Here is a 21,267-nt window from a genome sequence, read left to right as displayed (position 1 = left end):
GATTTTTAATTGTTTATATATTAATTTTTATTTAAATTAAAAATTTATGCGCTAAAGCTTTGGTGGTTCCATAAAATCTATTTTTATTTGTCTACTTATTCTATAGGAAATAAGTAATTAGTTATTCAAACTAATCATCCTCATTTAATTTTCTCATGAAAAAGCTTAGTTTAAACATTCGTCCGCTTTATCAACCCGCCCGCATCATGCAGCATTGCTGTTGTTGCAGTTTAGGTTTTTAGTAAAGGCTGTATTTGTTTAATTTAATCTTTAAAAGGGAAATTATTTATTCTTACAGGAATATATATGTTGTTTCCGGTGCAGCAATATTGTTAGGCTAAATAGGCAGAACACTCAAGGGCACGGACGGTAATTCTATAGAAATAGGTTAACCATAAGAGCCCTCTGGAACGGAAGCGCATTTCTAAAACTGGTTAAAGCAATTCGTCTACCTTATTTTTCTTGGTCGGTACCCAACACCAGCAAAATGACTCGAATGGTGAAATAAAGGGGCATAAGAGAATATTTTATAGATGAAGCTATTATATCACTAGTTAGATTTATAAATATTCTGATTAAGATTATAGTAGAGAAAGTTGCTTTAATAATGTTTAAAACAACAGTACTGTACCAGATTAAATTCAGGAGACTAAAAAATCTGTTACTTTACATCTAAATTTAATAGCCCATATAAAAGGATTTGTAAATATTTATTATTATAATTGCTTATTAAAGTTACTTTAATTTTTCTTATTGAAAGGAAAAGAAAGATAAGTATTGTGCTTTTTTAACTTTGATCGGTTATCGCATAATTCTTGTTTGGCGTTATACTTAATACCTACTTCCTTATTCCTTTATCCCGGCGTTATTATATCGGATTAGCAGCATTTAGTAAATAGTTAATTTTTTATACCGAAACTGTTAAGAGATTTTTGAAGCTCTTTTCTGCCTGCTTTTAAACTATTTAAATCTGTTAAACTATTCTGGAACAAACCCACCGGGTTTGGTGCCCAAAATAATTTAAAGTGCTTTAAGCAATAAAATACCGGCTATAGCAAAGCCAATATTAACTGCTTTCCAGCATACGCTTAACCTAAACACCTATTCCTTAAAACAATTATTATGAAGCAAAGAATTACTTTAAAAAAAGGCCCAATACTTTTTTTGGCTCTTCTGCTCATGGGAGGTCAAACGACGGGGGCTGTCGCACAAAGCCTGGCTTACAAGGAGCCGGAAAAAGAGTTTAATGCTGGTGAAAAGCTAAAAACATCAGTTGAGTCAGAAAAAATAACCAATGTTTTAGCGAAACTGGAAACACAGTTTCGGGTGAATTTTAATTATAAAAGCGATATTCTGGACGGTAAGTTGGTTAAAGATTTAGCTGTAAATACCACTAGAAACAAGGCTGTCGACTTAGAAAAAACACTGCAAGCATTACTAGTTCCAGCGGGTCTGGAGTTTGAGAAAATTTCGCAGCGCGTTTACCTGATTTATCCGGAAAAGGCAAAAGGACAGGAACTTAAAACAGAAGCTAAATCACGGAATTTCTCAATAATTGAATCGGTTATTACCGGAAAAGTTTCTGATACAGAGGGCGGTCCACTACCGGGCGTGAGTGTGGTGCTGAAAGGAACCCAAATTGGTACAACCTCAAATGCTGATGGCAGCTACCGGATTACTGTACCGGATTCCAAAGGGATATTGGTATTTTCGTTTATTGGTTTTACGTCACAAGAGGTAGCAATCGGTACCCAAACGCAAATAAATATTTCTTTAAAACCCGATGCCAAAGCCTTGGAAGAAGTAGTAGTTATTGGTTATGGCACCCAGAAGCGGGAAAATGTAATTGGTTCCATTGCCCAGGTATCGTCGGAGCAACTGGAAAGTCGCCCGGTAACCCAACTATCGAACGCTTTAACCGGGCAAATGGCGGGTGTAACCGCCATTCAGCGAACCGGCCAGCCCGGCTTAAGCGCCAGTACCATTAACGTGCGGGGCGTGGGTTCTTTTGGGGCCAGTTCCGGCGCGCTGGTAATTATTGACGGCATACCAGGCAATTTTAACGACATTGACCCCAACGATGTAGAAAGTGTTTCGGTTTTAAAAGATGCTTCTTCCGCAGCTATTTATGGTTCGCGCGCCGCCAATGGGGTAATTCTGGTAACCACCAAAACGGGTAAAGAAGGCAAATTAAAGATTAACTACAACGGCTATACTGGTTTTCAGAAACCTACCGCTTTCCCAGATTTCGTGGATTCCTGGGATTATGCCGCGATGTTTAATGAAGCGTCGGCCTCTAATTCTTATACCGATGCCGATATACAGAAGTACAAAGATGGCTCTTCGCCGGATACCCACCCGAATACTGATTTTTTAGGCGCTGTATTTTCTAAAAATGGTTTACAAACTGGTCATAACCTTACCTTAAGCGGAGGTACCCCCGCAACTAAATACAATCTTTCGCTGGGTTATTTATTCCAGGATGGATTGGTAGTTCGGAATAATTACGATCGGTATAACATCCGGCTTAATTTAACCACTGCCCTCAGCTCCAAAATGGATTTAACTACCCGCTTATCCGGCATAAAAACCAGCTCTACCGAACCGGATGGCCCGGCTACTTTAGATCAGGAAGGGGTTTTGGGTATTATCAACACGGCCGTTCGTTATCCGGCAACCTACGTCGGTAAATTATCAAATGGCTACTATGGCCCCGGGGTGGTGCAAAAAGGAACACCTATTTCGTTTCTGGAAGATGAGTCTTTCCGGGATCAGGATGGCTTAAACCTGAATGCCAATTTAAGATTAGACTACCGAATTCTAACCGATTTAAAGCTTTCTTTCATATCAGCCTATAATCAGATTAATAACAAAAATGTTGTTTTCCTGGCCTCCCAAATTATTAATCCCGAAATAACCTTAGGACCAAATGAGTTAACCAAGATTAATAATTCTACCAATTATTACACGCTGCAGGGGCTGGCCGAATATTCCAAGCGAATAAATGAACATCAGATTGGGGTTTTGTTAGGCTATTCTTTCGAAGAGAATCATTTTGAAACCACCACTGCTTACCGAAACGATTTTCCGGGCAACGATTTAACGGAACTGAATGCCGGTTCTCCGAGCAACCAGCAGGCCAGTGGTACGGCCAATCAATGGGCGCTGGAATCGCAGTTTGGCCGGGTAAATTATAGCTTCGCCAACCGGTATTTAGTGGAAGGGGTATTAAGAAGGGACGGTTCTTCCCGTTTCCCGGGCAACCGAAAATATGCTTATTTCCCTTCCGCGGCCATTGGCTGGCGAATAGGGCAGGAGGAATTTATTAAAAGCAATGCGTCCTGGATTAGTGAGTTAAAATTAAAGGCTTCTACCGGCGTACTGGGTAACCAGAATATTGGTAATTATCCTTACCAGAACTTATACCGCATTGGTACAGCTTATAATTATTCATTGGGTGGCGCCATTAATGCCGGTGTAGCCCGCACCACCATAACCGACCCAAATTTGCACTGGGAATCTACTAAAACCACCGATGTGGGAATGGAATTCGGCTTCTTTAATAACAAAATAACCGGTTCTGCCACTTACTTCGACCGCTATACTTACGATATTCTTTATGCCCCCGGCGGCAGCGTATCATCAACTTTAGGATTTGCGGTGTCAGAACAAAATACCGGCGAATTAAGCAACTCCGGCTTCGAATTTATCCTGGGCCATAACAATCAGGTAGGGGATTTCTCTTATAATATTAATGGTAATTTATCTATTATTAAGAATGAAGTTTTGGATTTAGGCGTAGGTAACATAAGCCAGCCGAATGGAATGGTGGGTAACGGCAGTACCTTGTTTATTGGCCACCCCATGCAGCTCTATTACGGTTATATAGCCGATGGTATTTTTGTAAATGAAGAAGATGTAAAAACTTATACGAACCAAACCGCCATCAATCCAGGTGCCCGTCCCGGCGACGTTCGCTACAAAGATATTAGCGGGCCGGACGGTGTTCCGGATGGCAAAGTAGATGCAACCTACGACCGGGTAGTGTTGGGTAGCAATATTCCAAAATACAACTTTGGTCTGAATATTGGCGCCAGCTATAAAGGGTTCGATTTTAGTGCCCTTTTGCAGGGTATAGCCGGAGTAAAAGGTTATATGAATAACTACGCCGGTATTGCCTTCTTTAATTTTGGTTCTATCCAACGATGGCAAATGGAAGAAAGGTGGACCCCCGAGAATCCAAGAGCCGATGCCGGTTATCCGCGCCTGGAGTTAGTATCAAACTCCGGTACCCCCAATACTCTATTGTCTTCTTTCTGGGTGCTGAATGGCTCTTACCTGCGCGGGAAAAATGTGCAGTTAGGCTACACCATACCCAAAACCATTACCGAAAAAGTTAAGATAGGCAGCATTCGCCTTTATTTTAGCGGCGAAAACCTGTTTACCATCAGCAACTACCGGCAAGGCTGGGATCCCGAAAACGGTACCGATAGCGATGCCGGCAATGATGCCAATTCCATCATTTCTAATGGGTCTTATTACCCAATTCTGCGCAATTATACTTTAGGCGTTAATGTCAGATTTTAAAGAATGAATAACATGAAAAATTTACATAAAATAAAAAGCTGGCTGGCTGTTTCGCTAATATTTGCCTTTACCATTTCCTGCGATGACAAGCTGGAAAAAGCTCCCCTGGATCAGTTTAGCAGCACCTCTTTCTGGAAAACGGAGAATCACGCCCAACTGGCCTTAATAGCTATTTATAAAGGAAATATTGCCGTTAATAATACCAACGCCAACCCGACCGACTGGTGGTCCTATGCGGGTTTGGTATTCCTGGATTTTGCCACCGACAATGCTTACGACCGCCGGGGCGATAACTCGGCGTTTCATAAATTAAGCAATGGCACCTTAACCAATAGCATTGGTATTCTGCAGAATTACTGGAGCCAGAGTTATGCCCGCATTGCCCGTTGCAACGATTTTCTGGAAAATATTGGCCAGGTGGCCATGGATGAGACTAAAAAGAAAAGAATGATAGCCGAAGTCCGGTTTATCCGCGCCTGCCAGTATTTTTATATGTCACAGTATTGGGGTTCGGTGCCTTTGGTTACCAAATTATTAACCATACAAGAAGCCAATACCTTAACCAACACCCCCAAAGCCGAAATCATAAGCTTTATCACAAAAGAATTTACCGAAGCCGCCGCCGATTTACCCCGTTATAAAGATATGCCCACTTCGGAAATTGGTAGAGCGAGTAAACAAGCTGCCTTGGCTTTTCTGGGAAGAACCCAGTTAGCGGAAAAAAAATATGCAGAAGCCGCCACCACGTACAAATCCATTATGGATTTTGGCGATAATCAGATAGATCCTAATTATTTAGAGTTATTTATTACCGCCAAAGAAAACAGCACCGAGAATATTTTCAGTGTCCAGCACATCGAGAACCTATCGGCCCAGGGCTTGTCGCAGCACGCGTGGCCGGCTGTAGCCGCCGGCTGGCACATTATCTGCCCGTTGGGCAGTTTGGTAGAAGCCTACGATTACAAAGACGGTACGCCTTTTACTTATACTGATCCGCGTTATGATTGGGATAAGGTTTGGCAGGACCGGGATCCCCGGTTAAGGTACAATATCCTGTTTAACCACGATGTATTTAAAGGCCGGTACGTTACCCACCCGGATTCTGCTTCCGCACCCGACCAGTTGGGGGCCGGCAAGCAAACGACCCAAACCGGTTACGGCATCCGGAAGTTTATGGACCCGAGTTTTTCGGGTAACTTAACCAATTACGGCGGTAACCTGCCCATTATCCGGTACGCCGAAGTGCTATTAAGCTACCTCGAAGCTAAATTAGAAGCGGGGCAAGCCATTACCCAGGCTGATTTAGACGCTACCATTAATAAAGTAAGAGGCCGGGCCTCGGTGGCCATGCCGGCCATTACCGTTACGGACCCCGCTCAATTAAGAAATATTTTGCGCAAAGAGCGCCGTATTGAGTTCCCGTTCGAAGGCATTCGTTATTGGGATTTGCTGCGGTGGCGCATAGCCGAAACAGTACTGAAAGCCGATTTTTACGGTGCGCCTTTCCCGGTTTCTAAAAAAGCTATCCGGCAAAAAAATGCCAGCACCCCCGACCCGCTGGGCCGGAAAAGATGGTTTGTGACTACCCGCAATTTCCGGGCGCCCCAGGATTACCAATGGCCTATTCCGTTAGCAGAAATCAATATTAATCCAGAACTGGCGAAATAAAGAACTAGTACCAGGTAAAAATTATAAGTCGCAGCCGCGATTAATTAAATAATAGCGGCTGCACTTTTTTCTCCTGCTCTAAATTTTATAAAACCTTTTGTTTCTTTATTTAAATTGGTGAGAATCGAAAGGAAACGCTGTTTAGGAAATATTGGAATTAGCTTATAGTACAAGCTAGCCGCACCTTCTTTTTATCAGCCTTAATTTCATAATCAAGATGAAGCTAAACCCGAAAGCTCCCCTATTAATATTGGTTGGTCTGCTCTGCCTTTTCACTATTACCGCGCACGCCGACGATAAAAAGCCAAATGTTATCTTTATTCTGGCCGATGATATGGGCACCTTTGATGTGGGGGCGTATGGACAGAAGTTAATCAAAACGCCCAATATTGACCGATTAGCCAAAGAGGGCATACGCTTTACCCAGCATTATGCCGGCAGTGCCGTATGTGCTCCCTCGCGCGATGTGCTCATGACTGGCATGCACACCGGCCATTCTACCATCCGGGGTAATTATCCGTTCGAAACCGAAGGGAATTTGCCTATTCCGGATAAATCGGTAACGGTAGCCGAAATATTTAAAAGCAAAGGTTACACCACCGGGATGATGGGAAAATGGGGTTTGGGTGGACCGGGTTCTACGGGTGGCCCCACCAAGCAAGGTTTTGATTATTCGCTTTGCTATTTAGATCAGCGCGTGGCCCATGATTATTACGTGCCCTATTTGTGGAAGAATGAAGAGAAACTGATGATTCCGGAAAATGCGAACGGCGGCCGAAATGTTTACAGCCACGATTTATTCTTTTCGCACGCGGTGCAGTTTATAAAGGATAATAAAAGCAAGCCTTTTTTTCTCTACCTGCCCTTTACCATTCCGCATAATAAATACGAAGTACCTTCCAACGCGGCTTACGCCAACCAAAAGTGGGGCGACAACCAGAAGAACTATGCGGCCATGATTACCAAAATGGACGGCGACATCGGTAAAATGATGGCGCTGTTAAAAGAATTAAAACTAGATGAGAACACCATCGTTTTTTTCGCCAGCGATAATGGCCCGGTAGAACAAATGTTAAAAACTTTCGGCAGTGCCGGCCCTTTCCGGAGTTCTAAAGGCGACTTGTACGAAGGCGGTATCCGGGTGCCGCTGATAGCGCGGTGGCCGGGAAAAATTGCGCCGGGTAAAGTAAGCCCGCACGTTTCCATGTTTTCCGATTTTCTGCCGACCATGAGTGAGTTGATTGGCGCCTCTAATCCGGCTAAGGTCGACGGTATTTCTTTTCTCCCAACCCTATTGGGTAAATCGCAAAAAGCACACGATTTTCTTTATTGGGAGTTCTTTAACACCAAGGTAGTGCCTAATCAGAAGAACCAGGTTTTTATGACGCAGCAAGCAGTGCGCATGGGCGATTGGAAAGCTGTGCGGGTAGATATAAATAAGAACCCGAATGCCCCGCTGGAGCTTTATAACTTAAAAACCGATGTGGGTGAGAAAAATAATGTAGCTGCCCAAAACCCGGAAATATTAAAAAAGATTCAGGATTACATTGCCACCACGCGCCAGGATGGTGTGTACTTCAGCAAAAAGTAAGACCCGGATTTTTACTTGCTGATTTTCATCTTCTACCACTTATATGGCTTTAAGTAGCGGCGAAGGCGACTCCTTTTTTAACGCGCCTTCTCTGCTACTTAACCCATAAGCGGACTACGGAACCAGTTTCTGGTTCAACCCGATCCCGAAATAATTTTATTTAAATCATCTATTCTTAAATTTAAGAATTATGCTTAAAGGTTTACCTCCCCTTAAATGGCATTTATTTGCTCTAATATTTACCTGTAGTGCCCCGGCTGTAAATGCACAATTGCTTTTGGCATATAATTACAGCCATGGGGCAAGCACCCCTTCCATTGCCGCGCTTCTTTTAAAGCCCTCAGCAGCTTCAGATAAAACAAATAAATCTGTAAACGAACATAAAGCGGCAGAAATAATTGTAACCGGGCGGGTTACTTCTAAAAATAACGAAGGTTTACCCGGAGTAACCATTCTTCTGAAAGGAACTGCCATTGGTACTACTACGGGCGCTGATGGTACCTTTTCCCTGAAGTTGCCGGATGCCAGCGGCGTTCTGGTCATTTCTTTTATTGGTTATACCACCCAGGAAGTGGCGGTGCCCGGTTCGGGTAAGTTAAACGTGGTATTAGCCGATGATGCCAAAGCTCTTGAAGAAGTGGTGGTAGTGGGTTATGGTACGCAAAAGAAAAGCGACTTAACCGGCGCGATTACTTCCGTAAAGGCCGAAGACCTGAAAACCCAGCCTTTAACTTCTATTGATCAGGGTTTACAAGGCAGGGCTTCCGGGGTGCAGGTGACGCAATCGTCGGGACAGCCCGGCGCGGTAGCGTCTATCCGGATTAGAGGCGGAAACTCTTTGCAAGGCGGCAATGAACCGCTTTATGTAATTGATGGCTTTCCGGTTTATAGCGGCGGCGGCTTAAGTACGCCCGGCACGGGTCCCAATTTAAACCCGATGGCTTCCTTAAATCCCGGTGATATTGAATCGATCGAAATATTGAAGGATGCATCCGCTACCGCTATTTACGGCTCCCGCGGAGCTAATGGCGTGGTGCTGGTAACTACCAAAAACGGCAAACGGGGGCGCGATGTAGTCAGTTTCGAAAGCTATTATGGCATGCAGCAGAACCGCAAAAAAATTGATTTATTAAACGCCACCGAATTTGCCAATCTGGTAAACGATGCTTACACCAACGATGGGTTGGCGCCCATTTATACCCCGGCCCAAATTGCCGGTTTCGGCGAAGGTACCGATTGGCAGGAAGAAATATTTACCCCGGCCCCGATTCAGAACTACCAGTTAAGTTTTTCGGGTGGCGATGAAAAAACAACTTACGCGCTTTCGGGAGGATATTTTAAGCAGGATGGCACCCTGATTAACTCGTATTTCGACCGTATAAATACCCGGGTTAACCTGGAACGGAAAGTAAACCAGAAATTTAATATTGGTACCCACTTAACTTTTAACCGCACCACCGGCAACACCCCCCGAACCGGCAACGATGGCGGCCAGAACCAGGGAGCCATTTTAGCTTCGCTGCTGATGAACCCTATTCTGCCGGTTTACGAAGACGAAGCTTTAGGCCTTTACACTGTGCGCAGCGACCGCGGCGGGGAAGTGCCCAACCCGGTAGCCATGGCCCGGGAACTCATCAATGAAAATACGGTGCTCCGTTTATTAGGTGATATTTACGGCCAATACGAAATTATAAAAGGTCTGCGCCTACGGGTTTCGCTGGGTACCGATTTGTTAAACAACAAAGGCAATTATTTTATTCCGAGTACCCTTGCTTTTGGCCAGGCCACCAAAGGCTACGGCCTGGTTTCGAATACCACCAGCACCACCTGGCTGAACGAAAACATCCTGACCTTCGATAAAAAAATAAATGATAATAATGCGCTTAGTTTATTAGCGGGGGTTACATTCCAAGGCAACCGGTCCGAGACCGTTGCGGCTTCGTCGCAGGGTTTTGTAACGAATGCCCTCCAGGAGAATAGCCTGCAAAGCGGGTCTACTTTTAACGAACCCACCACCGCATCGCCCGAATGGGGTTTGATTTCATACATTGGCCGGGCCAATTATAACTTCAAAGAAAAATATTTATTAACCTTAACCGGCCGGGTAGATGGTTCATCCCGTTTTGGCGAGGGCAATAAATACGGCTTTTTCCCTTCCGCTGCCCTGGGTTACCGCCTGGCCGAAGAACAATTTATTAAAGACCTGAATTTTTTCGACGATTTAAAACTGCGGGTAAGTTATGGCATTACGGGTAACCAGGAGATAGGGCAATATAATGCGTTAGCTACTTTAGTTTCGAACAACTACAATTTTGGCGGCGCTCTGGTAACCGGCTTCCGGCCTAACCGGGTGCCCAATCCGGATTTAAGATGGGAAAAAACCGGTCAGTTCGATGTGGGTTTGGATTTGGGTATCTTAAATAACCGTTTGCGCTTTACCCTCGATGCCTATCATAAAAAAACGACTGACCTGCTTTACAGCGCGGCTATCCCCTGGACCAGCGGCTACGCCACGGCCTTACAAAATATTGGCAGCATCGAAAACAAAGGCCTGGAGCTAGGCATTAACTCTGATAACCTGACTGGCGCTTTTAAATGGACGACTAATTTTAATATTGCCACCAACACCAACAAGGTACTGGATTTGGGCGATGTAGATTTCTTCTATTCGGAAGGGTCCAGCAGCCACTTAAAAATAACCCAGGTAACGCGGGTAGAAGTAGGCAAGCCCATTGGTAACTTTTACGGCTACGTATCGGATGGTATTTTTCAGTTAAACGAAGATATTGCCGGTAGTGCGCAGCCGGCCGCCAAACCCGGAGACCGTAAATACAAAGATTTAAACGGCGATGGCAAAATAACCCCCGATGGCGACCGAACTGTTATTGGCAGTGCTCTACCGAAGTTTTTCGGAGGCATTACGAATAATTTTAGTTGGAAAGGTTTGGAACTGAATATTTTCGCCCAGTGGGTGTCGGGTAACGATATCCTCAATTACAACCGGTTTGAGTTAGAACTGCCCACCGGCGACCAGAACATCTCGGCCGATTTTATAAACCGCTGGACGCCCACGAACCCCAGCAATGTATACCCGCGGGCTACCCGCACCAGAACTTTCCTGTTCTCGGACCGCCAGGTAGAAGACGGCTCTTTTCTGCGCATTAAAACCTTAACACTGGCCTATAACGTGCCGGGTATTATTGCTAAAAAGATAGAAGGCTTTAAGGTGTACGCTACTGCCCAAAACTTGTTAACCCTAACCAAATACAGCGGTTTCGATCCGGAAGTGAGCCGGTTTGGTGCTTCTAACCTCGATATGGGGCAAGATTATGGCGTTTATCCTTCCGCCAAGGCTTACATCTTAGGCCTTAGTTTCAATTTAAGATAACCTGGTCCATGCTAAGCATAAGTTTCGGTTAATGGCCCTTTTTGTATAACGCTTACGAATAAAATTCAAATGAAAATATATAAAAAACTGCTCTTTATTATCAGCCTCGGCCTGTTAAATAACAGTTGCGAATTATTGAAAGAAGAACCGGAGCATATTCTGGTTTCGGAAAATTTTTATAAAACACCCGAAGAAGCACTGGCCAGTATAAATGCGGTTTACCAACGGTTTGCTCCTGGTATGTATAACCGCATAATTAATGTAATGGCCGATTTACCCACCGATGATTTAAAAAACGGGCAGGGCATGAACAACGCTTTTCTGATTGATTTGGAGTACTATAATTTTACTTCGGAAAACACCTTTGCCGGCCAAACCTGGATGGAACATTACGATGGCATTAACCGGGCGAACGTGGTCCTAAGCCGGGTACCGACGGTTACCATGGATGAGACCTTGAAGCAACGCATTTTAGGAGAAGCCCATTTTCTAAGAGCGCTTTTCTATTTTAACCTGGTACGCTTTTACGGCAAAGTCCCTATTGTTACTTCTGATACCCGTGATTTAAATAATCTAAACCTGGAGCGCGCCTCCGTAGATGAGGTATACGCCTTAATTGTAGAAGATCTCAAGTTTGCGGAAAATAATTTGCCGGTTACCTATACCGGGGCCGATTTGGGTAGAGCTACTAAAGGCGCTGCTAAAATATTATTAGGCAAAGTTTACTTAACCCGGAAGGAGTGGAGCAATGCTGTACAAAAGCTGGAAGAGGTAATTAAAAACGAAGCTACTTATAAGTATGATTTGCACGCCAATTACCGGGATAACTTTGTGCCGGCTACCGAGAATGGCAAAGAAATGGTTTTTTCGGTGCAGTTTATGGAAAACCCCGGCCAACCCAATGGCATGATGATTTTGGATGCGCCGCGCACCCGGGTACCCGGCCTTACCGGCCAGGAAGCCGATATTCCAACGTTAGATCTTTATAATGCCTATAAACCGGAAGATACCCGGCGCGACGCTACTTTATTTACTTCATTAACCGTAAACAATAAGGTATATACCTTTCCTTTCCCGCTTTATTACAAATATTACGATGCGGGGGCTTTCAGCAAAACGGCCCAGTCTAATGTGAATGTGCCCATATTGCGCTATGCCGATGCTTTGATAATGTACGCTGAAGCACTGAACGAACTAAGCGGCCCGACGCCGGAGGCTTACACAGCTATCAACCGGGTGCGCCGGAGAGCTTTTAAAGATAACTTACATGATCTGGCCGCTCTGAATCAAACTAGTTTCAGAGAAGCCGTTTATGCCGAACGCAGATTGGAGTTTGCCAAAGAAGGCCAACGCTGGTTTGATTTGGTCCGGACGGGCCGCTTATTAACCGTGATGCAAAATCATAAAGAGAACGGCACCATAAATATTAAACCCCACCATGTACTTTATCCGGTACCCCAACGGGAACGGGATATCAACGCAAAGCTTGACCAGAACGATGGGTATTAATTTATATAAGTTATATTGTAGTAAACCTATAATCACAATTAAAAGCATTTTTGCAAAATTGGTCAATATTATTTCAGGGGCAAAGAGATGAGAAAGTAGCTAGCACTCCTTTTTGCAAAAGTAACCTATACTTCAAACAAGCTTAACCAACTTAATATTTACTTATGCCTGTTTTACAATTAAAACGAATTTTACTAGCCTTAGTAGTTTTTCTTTATTTACCCTTGTTTTTAGCGGCGCAGGGAGCCAAACCGGTTATCGTGCACGCCCCTTTACCCGGAGTAAAACCACGCAATGTTATCTATATTCTATCCGACGACCATCGCTACGATTTTATGGGTTTTACCGGCAAAGTACCGGGTCTGCAAACACCTAACCTCGACCGCTTAGCCAAAGAAGGCGCTCATTTCGAGAATGCTTTTGTAACGACGGCTTTGTGTTCGCCCAGCCGGGCTTCTATCTTAACCGGCCAGTACGCCCATACCCACACGGTGGTAGACAATGCCGCGCCGGCCCCGGCCAGTTTATTGTTTTTTCCGCAATATTTACAGAAAGCCGGCTACCAAACGGCGTTCTTCGGCAAATGGCACATGGGCGGCGATAACCCTGATCCACGTCCCGGCTTTAACCACTGGGAGAGTTTCCGCGGGCAAGGTGTTTACTACAATCCTACCTTGAACATAAATGGTAAAACCGTAGCCTACAAAGACAGCACCTACGTTACCGAACTACTCACGCAGCATGCGATCGACTGGCTGAAAGGTCAAAAGAAAGATAAACCTTTCTTTGTGTACCTGTCGCACAAAGCGGTGCACTCGGAATTTATGCCCGCCCGGCAGGATAAAGGCCGATACAAGAACATCCAGATACAATACCCCGCTTCCATGTTTATGACCGAGACGGCTACCAGTCCGAAGTTTACCAAAGGCAAACGGGCTGATGGCAGCCAGTATACTTTTAATACCAAGGATATTCCCAATTGGGTAAGAGCCCAGCGGCACAGTTGGCACGGCGTCGATTACATGTACCACGGGCAAACCGATTTCGACCGGTTCTACCAGGATTATTTAGAAACGTTGCTGGGCATCGATCGCAGCGTAGGCCAGGTGCTGGCTTACTTACAGGAAGCTGGTTTAGATAAAGAAACCATTGTGTTTTATATGGGCGATAACGGCTTTTCCTTTGGTGAGCACGGTTTAATCGATAAGCGTCACGCCTACGAAGAATCTATGAAAGTACCGTTGCTGGCGCGTTGCCCGGCTTTGATTAAGCCTAATACCAAGATTAAGCAGATGGTCCTGAACCTGGATATAGCGCCCACTATTCTGGAAATGGCGGGAGTGAAGAAACCAACCCAAATGCAGGGCGTCTCCTTTCTCCCCCTCATGAAAGGCCAACCGGTTAGTAACTGGCGTGACAAAATATTCTACGAGTACTACTGGGAGAATGCATTTCCGCAAACCCCAACCATGTTCAGCATCCGCACTGACCAGTATAAGTTTACCCGCTCGCAAGGGGTATGGGATATTGATGAGTTATACGATTTACAGAAGGACCCTTACGAGGTGAATAATTTAATCCGCAGTACCGAGCACCAACCCATTGCCCAGAAGCTAAACAAAGAACTGTGGGACTGGCTGGAGCAAACCAAAGGCCTGCAAATACCGCTCAAGCCCATTAACGGCAAAAAGAACGACCACTTGTATAAAGGCACCTGGTAGTAAAGAGATAAAATATTTAACATGAATATGCACCTGCTCAATTGGCTCAATAAAAAAGCATACTTGTTCCTGACTGGAGGAATAATCTTAGGGGGCTTTATTTCTTTTGTGCCGGCCAAAACGCCGGTACCTGCTGCAGAGAAGTACAACGTGCTTTTTATTGCGGTAGACGACCTGAACAATGATTTGGGCACCTACGGACATCCGTTGGTGAAAAGCCCGAATATTGACAGGTTAGCCAGAAGAGGGGTGCAATTCGATAAAGCTTATTGTCAGTTGCCCTGGTGCAGCCCCAGCCGGGCGTCTTTGCTTACCGGCCTGAAACCCGACGAAACCCAGGTCTATGATTTGGTAACCAATTTCCGTACCATTCATCCGGAGGTAGTTACCTTACCGCAACATTTCAAGCAGAATGGCTATTACACCGCCCGGGTAGGTAAAATATTCCATTACGGGGTACCGGGGCAAATAGGCACCAACGGCATGGATGACCCGGCTTCGTGGCAACAAGTAGTAAACCCCATTGGCCGCGATAAAACCGAAGAAGCCATGATTCGTAACCTGCTGCCCAAACGGCCTTTGGGCTCCACGTTAGCCGTTCTGGAAGCCGAAGGAACCGACGAAGAACAGACCGACGGTAAGGTTGCGCTGGAAGCTATTAAGTTAATGGAGCAGCATAAAGACAAACCTTTCTTTTTAGCCGTGGGGTTTTTCCGTCCCCATTCGCCGTACGTGGCGCCCAAAAAATATTTTGAGATGTACCCGCTGGATAAAATTACCTTACCCCAGGAACCAGCCGATGATATGCAGGATATTCCGGAAGCAGCCCTGTCTACCAAGCCTGCCAATTATGGTTTAAACGAGTTGCAGCAGCGGGAAGGTATCCGGGGCTATTATGCGACTATCTCTTTTATGGATGCCCAGGTAGGTAAATTAATAGATGCAGTAGACCGGTTGAACTTAGCCGAAAAAACAATCATAGTCTTGTGGAGCGACCACGGTTATAACCTGGCCAACCACGGGCAATGGATGAAACAAAGTTTATTCGAGCGTTCGGCGCGGGTGCCGTTTATTATCTCGGTACCTGGTTCAAAAGAGAAAGGAAAGAAAAGCCCGCGCACGGTAGAATTGTTGGATATATATCCGACCTTGGTTGATTTGTGTAAGTTACCGGTACCAAGCCATTTATCGGGAGCCAGTTTAAAGCCGCTGTTAGAGAAACCCAATGCTACCTGGAACCGTCATGCCTACACCCAGGTAAAACGGGGCCAGCTAATGGGTCGCAGCATCCGCACGGAAAAATGGCGCTACACCGAATGGGACGAAGGCAGGGCCGGCACGGAATTATACAACCACGAAGCTGATCCGGGAGAATTTACCAATCTGGCCAAGAATAATCAGTATGCCAAACAGGTAAAAGAATTATCTGGTTTGCTGCGGGCCGGCAATAAACCAGCGGTGAGCACTGTGCAAAGTAAAAAGTAAGATTTCGATTTAAATAGGCCTTTATAGAAGAAACAGTTTTAAATATCAAAAATTAATATTTACCGAACTACCAGGTTTTGTACAGCATACCTGATAGCTATAAAATACGATGTTGGCATAGCATCTGGTAGTAACTGTTTTTCTTTTTTCTTCAGTAAAATTGAAAAAAACATAGAAGCTGTGCCGGTGCAAAACCCAGGTTATTGGTAAAAAGAATAAACCTGGATTAGGCAAAATGATAGCATCATTGGTCCTGAAACAGGGTAAATTTCTTTAATATTTTAAGCTTCCAAATATTATAATCGGATGAAATATTTAAATAATAATAGTCTAAAAATATTTCAGCTTATAATCCTGCTTTTTCTTTTTTACGGGTGCAAAAACGCCGGTGTCCAAAAGCCGGTCGCAACAAAAACTACCGAAAGCAATTTCAAAAGGCCGAATATTCTTTTCGCCATTTCCGACGACCAATCATTTCCTTCAGCCTCCATATACGGTGATAAAGTAGTCCGGACCCCGGCCTTTGACCGGATTGCCCGGGAAGGGGTGCTTTTTACCAATGCCTTTAGTGCTTCGCCGGGTTGTAGCCCCAGCCGCGCTGCGCTTTTAACGGGCAGAAATTGCTGGCAACTCGAAGACGCCGGTACCCACGCGAGTGCTTTCCCGACTAAATTCGTAGTTTATCCGGATATGCTGGAGCAGGCTGGGTATTTTGTTGGGTTTACCGGTAAAGGCTGGGGGCCCGGTAATTGGAAAGTAAGTGGCAGAACCCGGAACCCCGCCGGACCGGCCTTTAGCACCAAAACCCTAACGCCACCCACCACCGGTATTAGTAAAGTTGATTATGCCGGTAATTTTGCCGAATTCCTGGCGAAACGGTCTAAAGGCCAGCCTTTTTGTTTCTGGTACGGTGGCCAGGAGCCCCACCGGACATTCGAAAAAGGCTCCGGCTTAAAAGCGGGCAAGAAACTGGAAGAGGTGATAGTCCCTTCCTTTTTACCCGACACCGAAGAAGTACGCAGTGATATACTGGATTATGCGCTGGAAATAGAATGGTTCGACCAACATCTGGGGCAAATGCTAAAGTTGCTGGAAGAAGCCGGGGAACTGGATAATACCATCATAGTCGTAACGTCGGATAATGGCATGGCCTTCCCAAGGGCGAAAGCTAACTTATACGAGTATGGCTTTCATGTGCCGCTAGCCATTAGGTGGGGAGATAAAGTAAAAGGAGGCCGGGTGGTAAAAGACGTGGTAAGCCTGATTGATTTGGCTCCCACCTATCTGGAGGCTTTAAATATTAACCTAGCAACAGCCGGAAGTAAGCAGTACCCGATGGAGGGCCGCAGCTTGATGAATATTTTAATGAGCCATAAAGAAGGATTAGTAGATCCTACGCGCACTGCCGTATATGCCGCCCGCGAGAGGCACTCCAGCGCCCGGTGGAATAATTTAACCTACCCGCAGCGGAGCCTGCGCAGCAATCAATATTTGTACACCCGCAACTTTAAGCCGGAGCGCTGGCCCGCCGGAGACCCGCAGCAATACAAAGAAGACGGAACACTGGCCCCGATGCACCATGCTTACCTGGATATTGACGCTTGCCCTACCCTGGATTTACTGGTTCAGAACTGGAACAAGCCGGCAATCGGAAAATATTTACATCTGGCAGTAGATAAAAGACCCGCTGAAGAATTATTTGATATTCAAAAAGACCAGGACTGCCTGCATAATTTAGCCAATGACCCTTCCTATCGGAAAGTTTTATTGCAACACCGCACCCAGTTAGGTGGTTACCTGATGCAAACCGAAGACCCCCGGGTTACCGGTAAAGGTGACATCTATGAAAGTTATGTGCGCTATTCGCCTATTCGCAAATTTCCGGCCCCAGCCGGGAAAGAAGGACAGTAAAGCAATACGGTACGGGAAACGGAAATTGGTTCCGGTCAAAGATGATACTTGAGTTTTTATGATGTGCAGGCAGAAAGGACCGAAATCAAATTTAGCAACTCCAATGCCGGAAAAGTACAGGAATCACGCCCATAAAATAAAAGAAAGCTTCGGCATCCGGGCTTAAAAATTCTTATATTTATGTAGTGTCCTTGTATGACTTTATAGTTTGGTTAATATCCTTTTGAATTAACCACTATGGTTTATTTAACTATCACACCATGAAGAGAAGAATACGTCATTTAAATGCCTGGAATTTGGCAATTGTATTAATGTTAACCGGCCATTCATTGTGCCAGGCACAAACCGTAGCCATGGGTAAACAGAACCAGGATGGCATTTATTTGATAAATCGGCGTGTACCCGCAACCAAATCCCAGAACAAAATAGAAGCGACCAATTCAGTTACCCCAAGTAAATTGAAAGAAGCAGATATTTTAGCAGCCAGACTGGTAAGCGGTAAAGTAACTTCGGCAGCGGGCGAACCTTTAATTGGCGTAACGGTGGTAGTAAAAGGAACCACAACCGGTACCAGTACGGATGCAGCGGGCAATTATACCATAGAAGTACCGGATAATGGCGGCACCTTGGTCTTCTCCTATATTGGTTTTTTAACCAAAGAAGTACCTATCGGCAATGCAACCACCCTTAATGTAACCCTGGCACTGGATGCCAAAGCCCTGGAGGAAGTAGTGGTGGTGGGTTATGGTACGCAGAAGAAAAGTGATTTAACCGGCGCCATATCTTCTGTATCGGGTAAGGACTTACAGGAAATACCGGCGGCTAACGTGCTGGAGCAGTCGCAGGGCCGATTGGCCGGCGTGGATATTGTAAAATCGGATGGGGCGCCCGGTTCACCGGTACAAATCAGGATACGCGGTAACCGCTCGATTAATGCCAGCAACGAACCCTTATTTGTGGTGGATGGCATCCCTACCACCGCCAATATAAACAATTTTAATCCCAACGACATCGAATCGGTGGAAGTGCTGAAAGATGCCAGCGCGGTAGCCATTTATGGTTCCAGGGGTGCCAATGGCGTAGTGCTGATTACCACCAAGAAAGGAAAAGAGGGCAAAGCCGTTATTAGCTACGACGGTTACTACGGGGTAAAACAACCCATCGAAAACCTGAACCTGATGGATGGCAGTGAATTTGCGCGCTACGTCAGGGTTTCGCAGGGCCTGGCTCCGGACGATAACAGTCAGGATGCAAAGTTTTTGAGCGGGGTAGAGGTGGAGAACCTGCAAAATGGCAGCTACACCGATTGGCTGGATTTGGCTTTACAGCGAGGCGCCCAGCAAGACCATCACCTCTCGGTGCGGGGCGGATCCGATAACGTGAAATATTATTTATCGGGTTCTTATTTTAAAGAAAAAGGCATCATACCCCAGAGTGATTTCAGCCGCTATGCTTTCCGGGCCAATATAGAAGCCGAATTAACCAAAAAACTATTGGTGGGCATTAGCGCTACCACCACCAATACCCTGAATAACCAAATGACCGATGCGCCCTATAACAATGCCATCCAGTTTTCGCCTTTGGTAGCGCCTTACGATGAAAACGGCGTTTTTGTAGCCTTTCCCAATCCGCGCGAAGGGCTTATTCCGAACCCGCTGCTAAACTACCAGCCCTTGCAATACGCCAACGAAAGCCGGGGCACCCGCATATTTGCCAATATTTTTGCTCAGTATGCCTTTACGCCAAACCTTACTTACCGCCTGAATTTTGGCCCCGATTACAACTCAGCCCGCCAAGGCATTTATACCGGTTCTTTGGCCGGCAGTATCAACACTGCCACCGTTAATAATCAGATCGATTTTGCCTATACCCTCGAAAATATCCTGACTTATGACAAAAAAGTGGGCGAACATGCTTTTAATGTAGTGGGTCTTTTTAGCACGCAGAAAAGCCGGTTCGAAACCTCCGGGGCAAGTGGCCAGGATATTCCAATTGAGCAATCGGGATTTTATGATTTGGGCAGTGCCGCTACCGTTACCGGCATTAACAGTTCGTTGGGCGACTGGGGATTGTTATCGTATATGGGCCGGGTGAATTATCGATTAAAAGACCGGTACCTGTTTACATTAACTGGCCGCGCCGACGGATCCTCCCGTTTGGCCGAAGGCAGTAAATGGGCATTTTTCCCGGCGATATCTACCGGTTGGATCATTTCGGAAGAAGAATTTTTTAAACTGCCGGTTCTTACTTTTTTAAAAGTCCGGGGCGGCTACGGCCAGGTGGGCAATACCTCCATTAGTCCTTATCAAACGCTGGGTGGGTTAAGCCGGACCACCTATGCCTATGGCAATACCCAGGGATTTGGATTAGGCCAGAATCTGATTTCGAACCCGGATTTAAAATGGGAAATATCCAAAACGGTTAACTTGGGCCTGGACTTTGGCTTGTTTAACGACCGGATTTCCGGCTCAATAGAATATTATGTAACCAATACCGATGACCTGTTATTGAACCGCTTAATTCCGAGTACCTCCGGCTACTCGTCGGTTCTTCAGAATATTGGCTCTACCCGCAACAAAGGCTGGGAGTTTACGGCTACCTCCAACGTGCTTACCAGCAGTGCCGGGTTTAACTGGAATGTAGATCTGAATATCTTTTCGAACAAAGAAGAAATTGTGGAGCTGTTCAACGGCCAGGACGACGATGTAGGCAACAACTGGTTTATCGGTCAGCCCATTAATGTGTTTTATAGTTTTAAGTATTTGGGCATCTGGCAAACCGGCGAGGCTGTGGAAGCCGGTAAAACCGGTCAGAAGCCAGGCGATATTAAAATTGCCGACGTAAACGGCCGCGGTGACGAAGGGCAGTTAACCAACCAGCCTGACGGTTCTATTAACGCCGACGACCGGATGGTATTGGGTTCAACAGTTCCTGATTGGAGCGGGGGTTTAACTAACCGCTTTAGCTACAAAGGCTTTGATTTATCGGTGCTGGTATATGCCCGCCAGGGGCAGTTGCTCCGGAGCACTTACCATAATTTAGGCGCAAACAATTGGCAGGGCAGATACAATGGCCTAAACCTGGATTACTGGACACTTAATAATCCAACCAATGCTTTCCCCATACCTAAAGCTGGCTCTGCGCCGCTCTATGCCGATGCCGTTTCCTATTTTGACGGCTCCTTTGTAAAAATAAAGAATATTTCCCTGGGCTATAATTTCCAGAATAAACTGGTCAGCAAAGTTGGTTTTTCTTCTTTAAGGTTATACGCCACGGTAAATAACGCATTTACTTTTTCTAAATACGACTGGGCTGATCCGGAAACCTCTAACGGCGTGGTAGGGGGCGGTACGCCGCTAACTACGGCTACGTACATTTTTGGAATAAATTTTCAGCTTTAAAGCGCA

General features: G+C 45.5%; 9 protein-coding genes. All 9 read left to right on the top strand.

All coding sequences use genetic code 11. The features are described from left to right. Positions 1 to 1,122: 1,122 nt before the first annotated feature. The 9 genes from AAE02nite_RS20805 (at position 1,123) to AAE02nite_RS20765 (ending at position 21,261) form a co-directional block, all read left to right on the top strand. The gene (locus AAE02nite_RS20805; protein ID WP_218033533.1) at positions 1,123 to 4,587 is read left to right on the top strand and encodes a SusC/RagA family TonB-linked outer membrane protein; all 3,465 of its coding nucleotides are present in this window, start codon (positions 1,123 to 1,125) and stop codon (positions 4,585 to 4,587) included. Between the two features lie 12 nt (positions 4,588 to 4,599). After that, positions 4,600 to 6,255 (top strand): RagB/SusD family nutrient uptake outer membrane protein, encoded by a 1,656-nt coding sequence (locus tag AAE02nite_RS20800; RefSeq protein ID WP_146902550.1) that lies wholly within the window; start codon positions 4,600 to 4,602, stop codon positions 6,253 to 6,255. A gap of 217 nt (positions 6,256 to 6,472) precedes the next feature. Next, positions 6,473 to 7,846 (top strand): arylsulfatase, encoded by a 1,374-nt coding sequence (locus AAE02nite_RS20795; protein WP_146902547.1) that lies wholly within the window; start codon positions 6,473 to 6,475, stop codon positions 7,844 to 7,846. 190 nt (positions 7,847 to 8,036) lie between these two features. After that, positions 8,037 to 11,234: a SusC/RagA family TonB-linked outer membrane protein gene (locus tag AAE02nite_RS20790; protein ID WP_146902544.1), complete on the top strand. Its 3,198-nt coding sequence runs from the start codon at positions 8,037 to 8,039 to the stop codon at positions 11,232 to 11,234. A 69-nt stretch (positions 11,235 to 11,303) separates the two neighbouring features. Beyond that, entirely contained in the window at positions 11,304 to 12,743 is a 1,440-nt protein-coding gene (locus tag AAE02nite_RS20785) for a RagB/SusD family nutrient uptake outer membrane protein (RefSeq protein ID WP_146902541.1), read from the top strand. 164 nt (positions 12,744 to 12,907) lie between these two features. After that, positions 12,908 to 14,464 (top strand): sulfatase family protein, encoded by a 1,557-nt coding sequence (locus AAE02nite_RS20780; protein ID WP_146902538.1) that lies wholly within the window; start codon positions 12,908 to 12,910, stop codon positions 14,462 to 14,464. Between the two features lie 21 nt (positions 14,465 to 14,485). After that, positions 14,486 to 15,949 (top strand): sulfatase, encoded by a 1,464-nt coding sequence (locus tag AAE02nite_RS20775; protein ID WP_246151207.1) that lies wholly within the window; start codon positions 14,486 to 14,488, stop codon positions 15,947 to 15,949. A gap of 306 nt (positions 15,950 to 16,255) precedes the next feature. After that, positions 16,256 to 17,860, top strand: coding sequence for a sulfatase family protein (locus AAE02nite_RS20770; protein ID WP_146902535.1), 1,605 nt, complete (start codon positions 16,256 to 16,258; stop codon positions 17,858 to 17,860). Between the two features lie 260 nt (positions 17,861 to 18,120). Next, positions 18,121 to 21,261, top strand: a complete 3,141-nt coding sequence (locus tag AAE02nite_RS20765) for a SusC/RagA family TonB-linked outer membrane protein (protein WP_146902532.1) — start codon at positions 18,121 to 18,123, stop codon at positions 21,259 to 21,261. The last annotated feature ends 6 nt before the right edge of the window (positions 21,262 to 21,267 follow it).

This window comes from Adhaeribacter aerolatus, assembly GCF_007991635.1.
Lineage (GTDB): Bacteria > Bacteroidota > Bacteroidia > Cytophagales > Hymenobacteraceae > Adhaeribacter > Adhaeribacter aerolatus.
This window is presented reverse-complemented; position numbering and strand designations above follow the sequence as displayed.

What these genes read in the sequence shown, in the direction of transcription:
- AAE02nite_RS20800 (WP_146902550.1), top strand. Translation starts at nt 4,600, where the DNA reads ATGAAAAATTTACATAAAATAAAAAGCTGGCTGGCTGTTTCGCTAATA.
- AAE02nite_RS20805 (WP_218033533.1), top strand. Translation starts at nt 1,123, where the DNA reads ATGAAGCAAAGAATTACTTTAAAAAAAGGCCCAATACTTTTTTTGGCT.
- AAE02nite_RS20795 (WP_146902547.1), top strand. Translation starts at nt 6,473, where the DNA reads ATGAAGCTAAACCCGAAAGCTCCCCTATTAATATTGGTTGGTCTGCTC.
- AAE02nite_RS20780 (WP_146902538.1), top strand. Translation starts at nt 12,908, where the DNA reads ATGCCTGTTTTACAATTAAAACGAATTTTACTAGCCTTAGTAGTTTTT.
- AAE02nite_RS20790 (WP_146902544.1), top strand. Translation starts at nt 8,037, where the DNA reads ATGCTTAAAGGTTTACCTCCCCTTAAATGGCATTTATTTGCTCTAATA.
- AAE02nite_RS20775 (WP_246151207.1), top strand. Translation starts at nt 14,486, where the DNA reads ATGAATATGCACCTGCTCAATTGGCTCAATAAAAAAGCATACTTGTTC.
- AAE02nite_RS20765 (WP_146902532.1), top strand. Translation starts at nt 18,121, where the DNA reads ATGAAGAGAAGAATACGTCATTTAAATGCCTGGAATTTGGCAATTGTA.
- AAE02nite_RS20785 (WP_146902541.1), top strand. Translation starts at nt 11,304, where the DNA reads ATGAAAATATATAAAAAACTGCTCTTTATTATCAGCCTCGGCCTGTTA.
- AAE02nite_RS20770 (WP_146902535.1), top strand. Translation starts at nt 16,256, where the DNA reads ATGAAATATTTAAATAATAATAGTCTAAAAATATTTCAGCTTATAATC.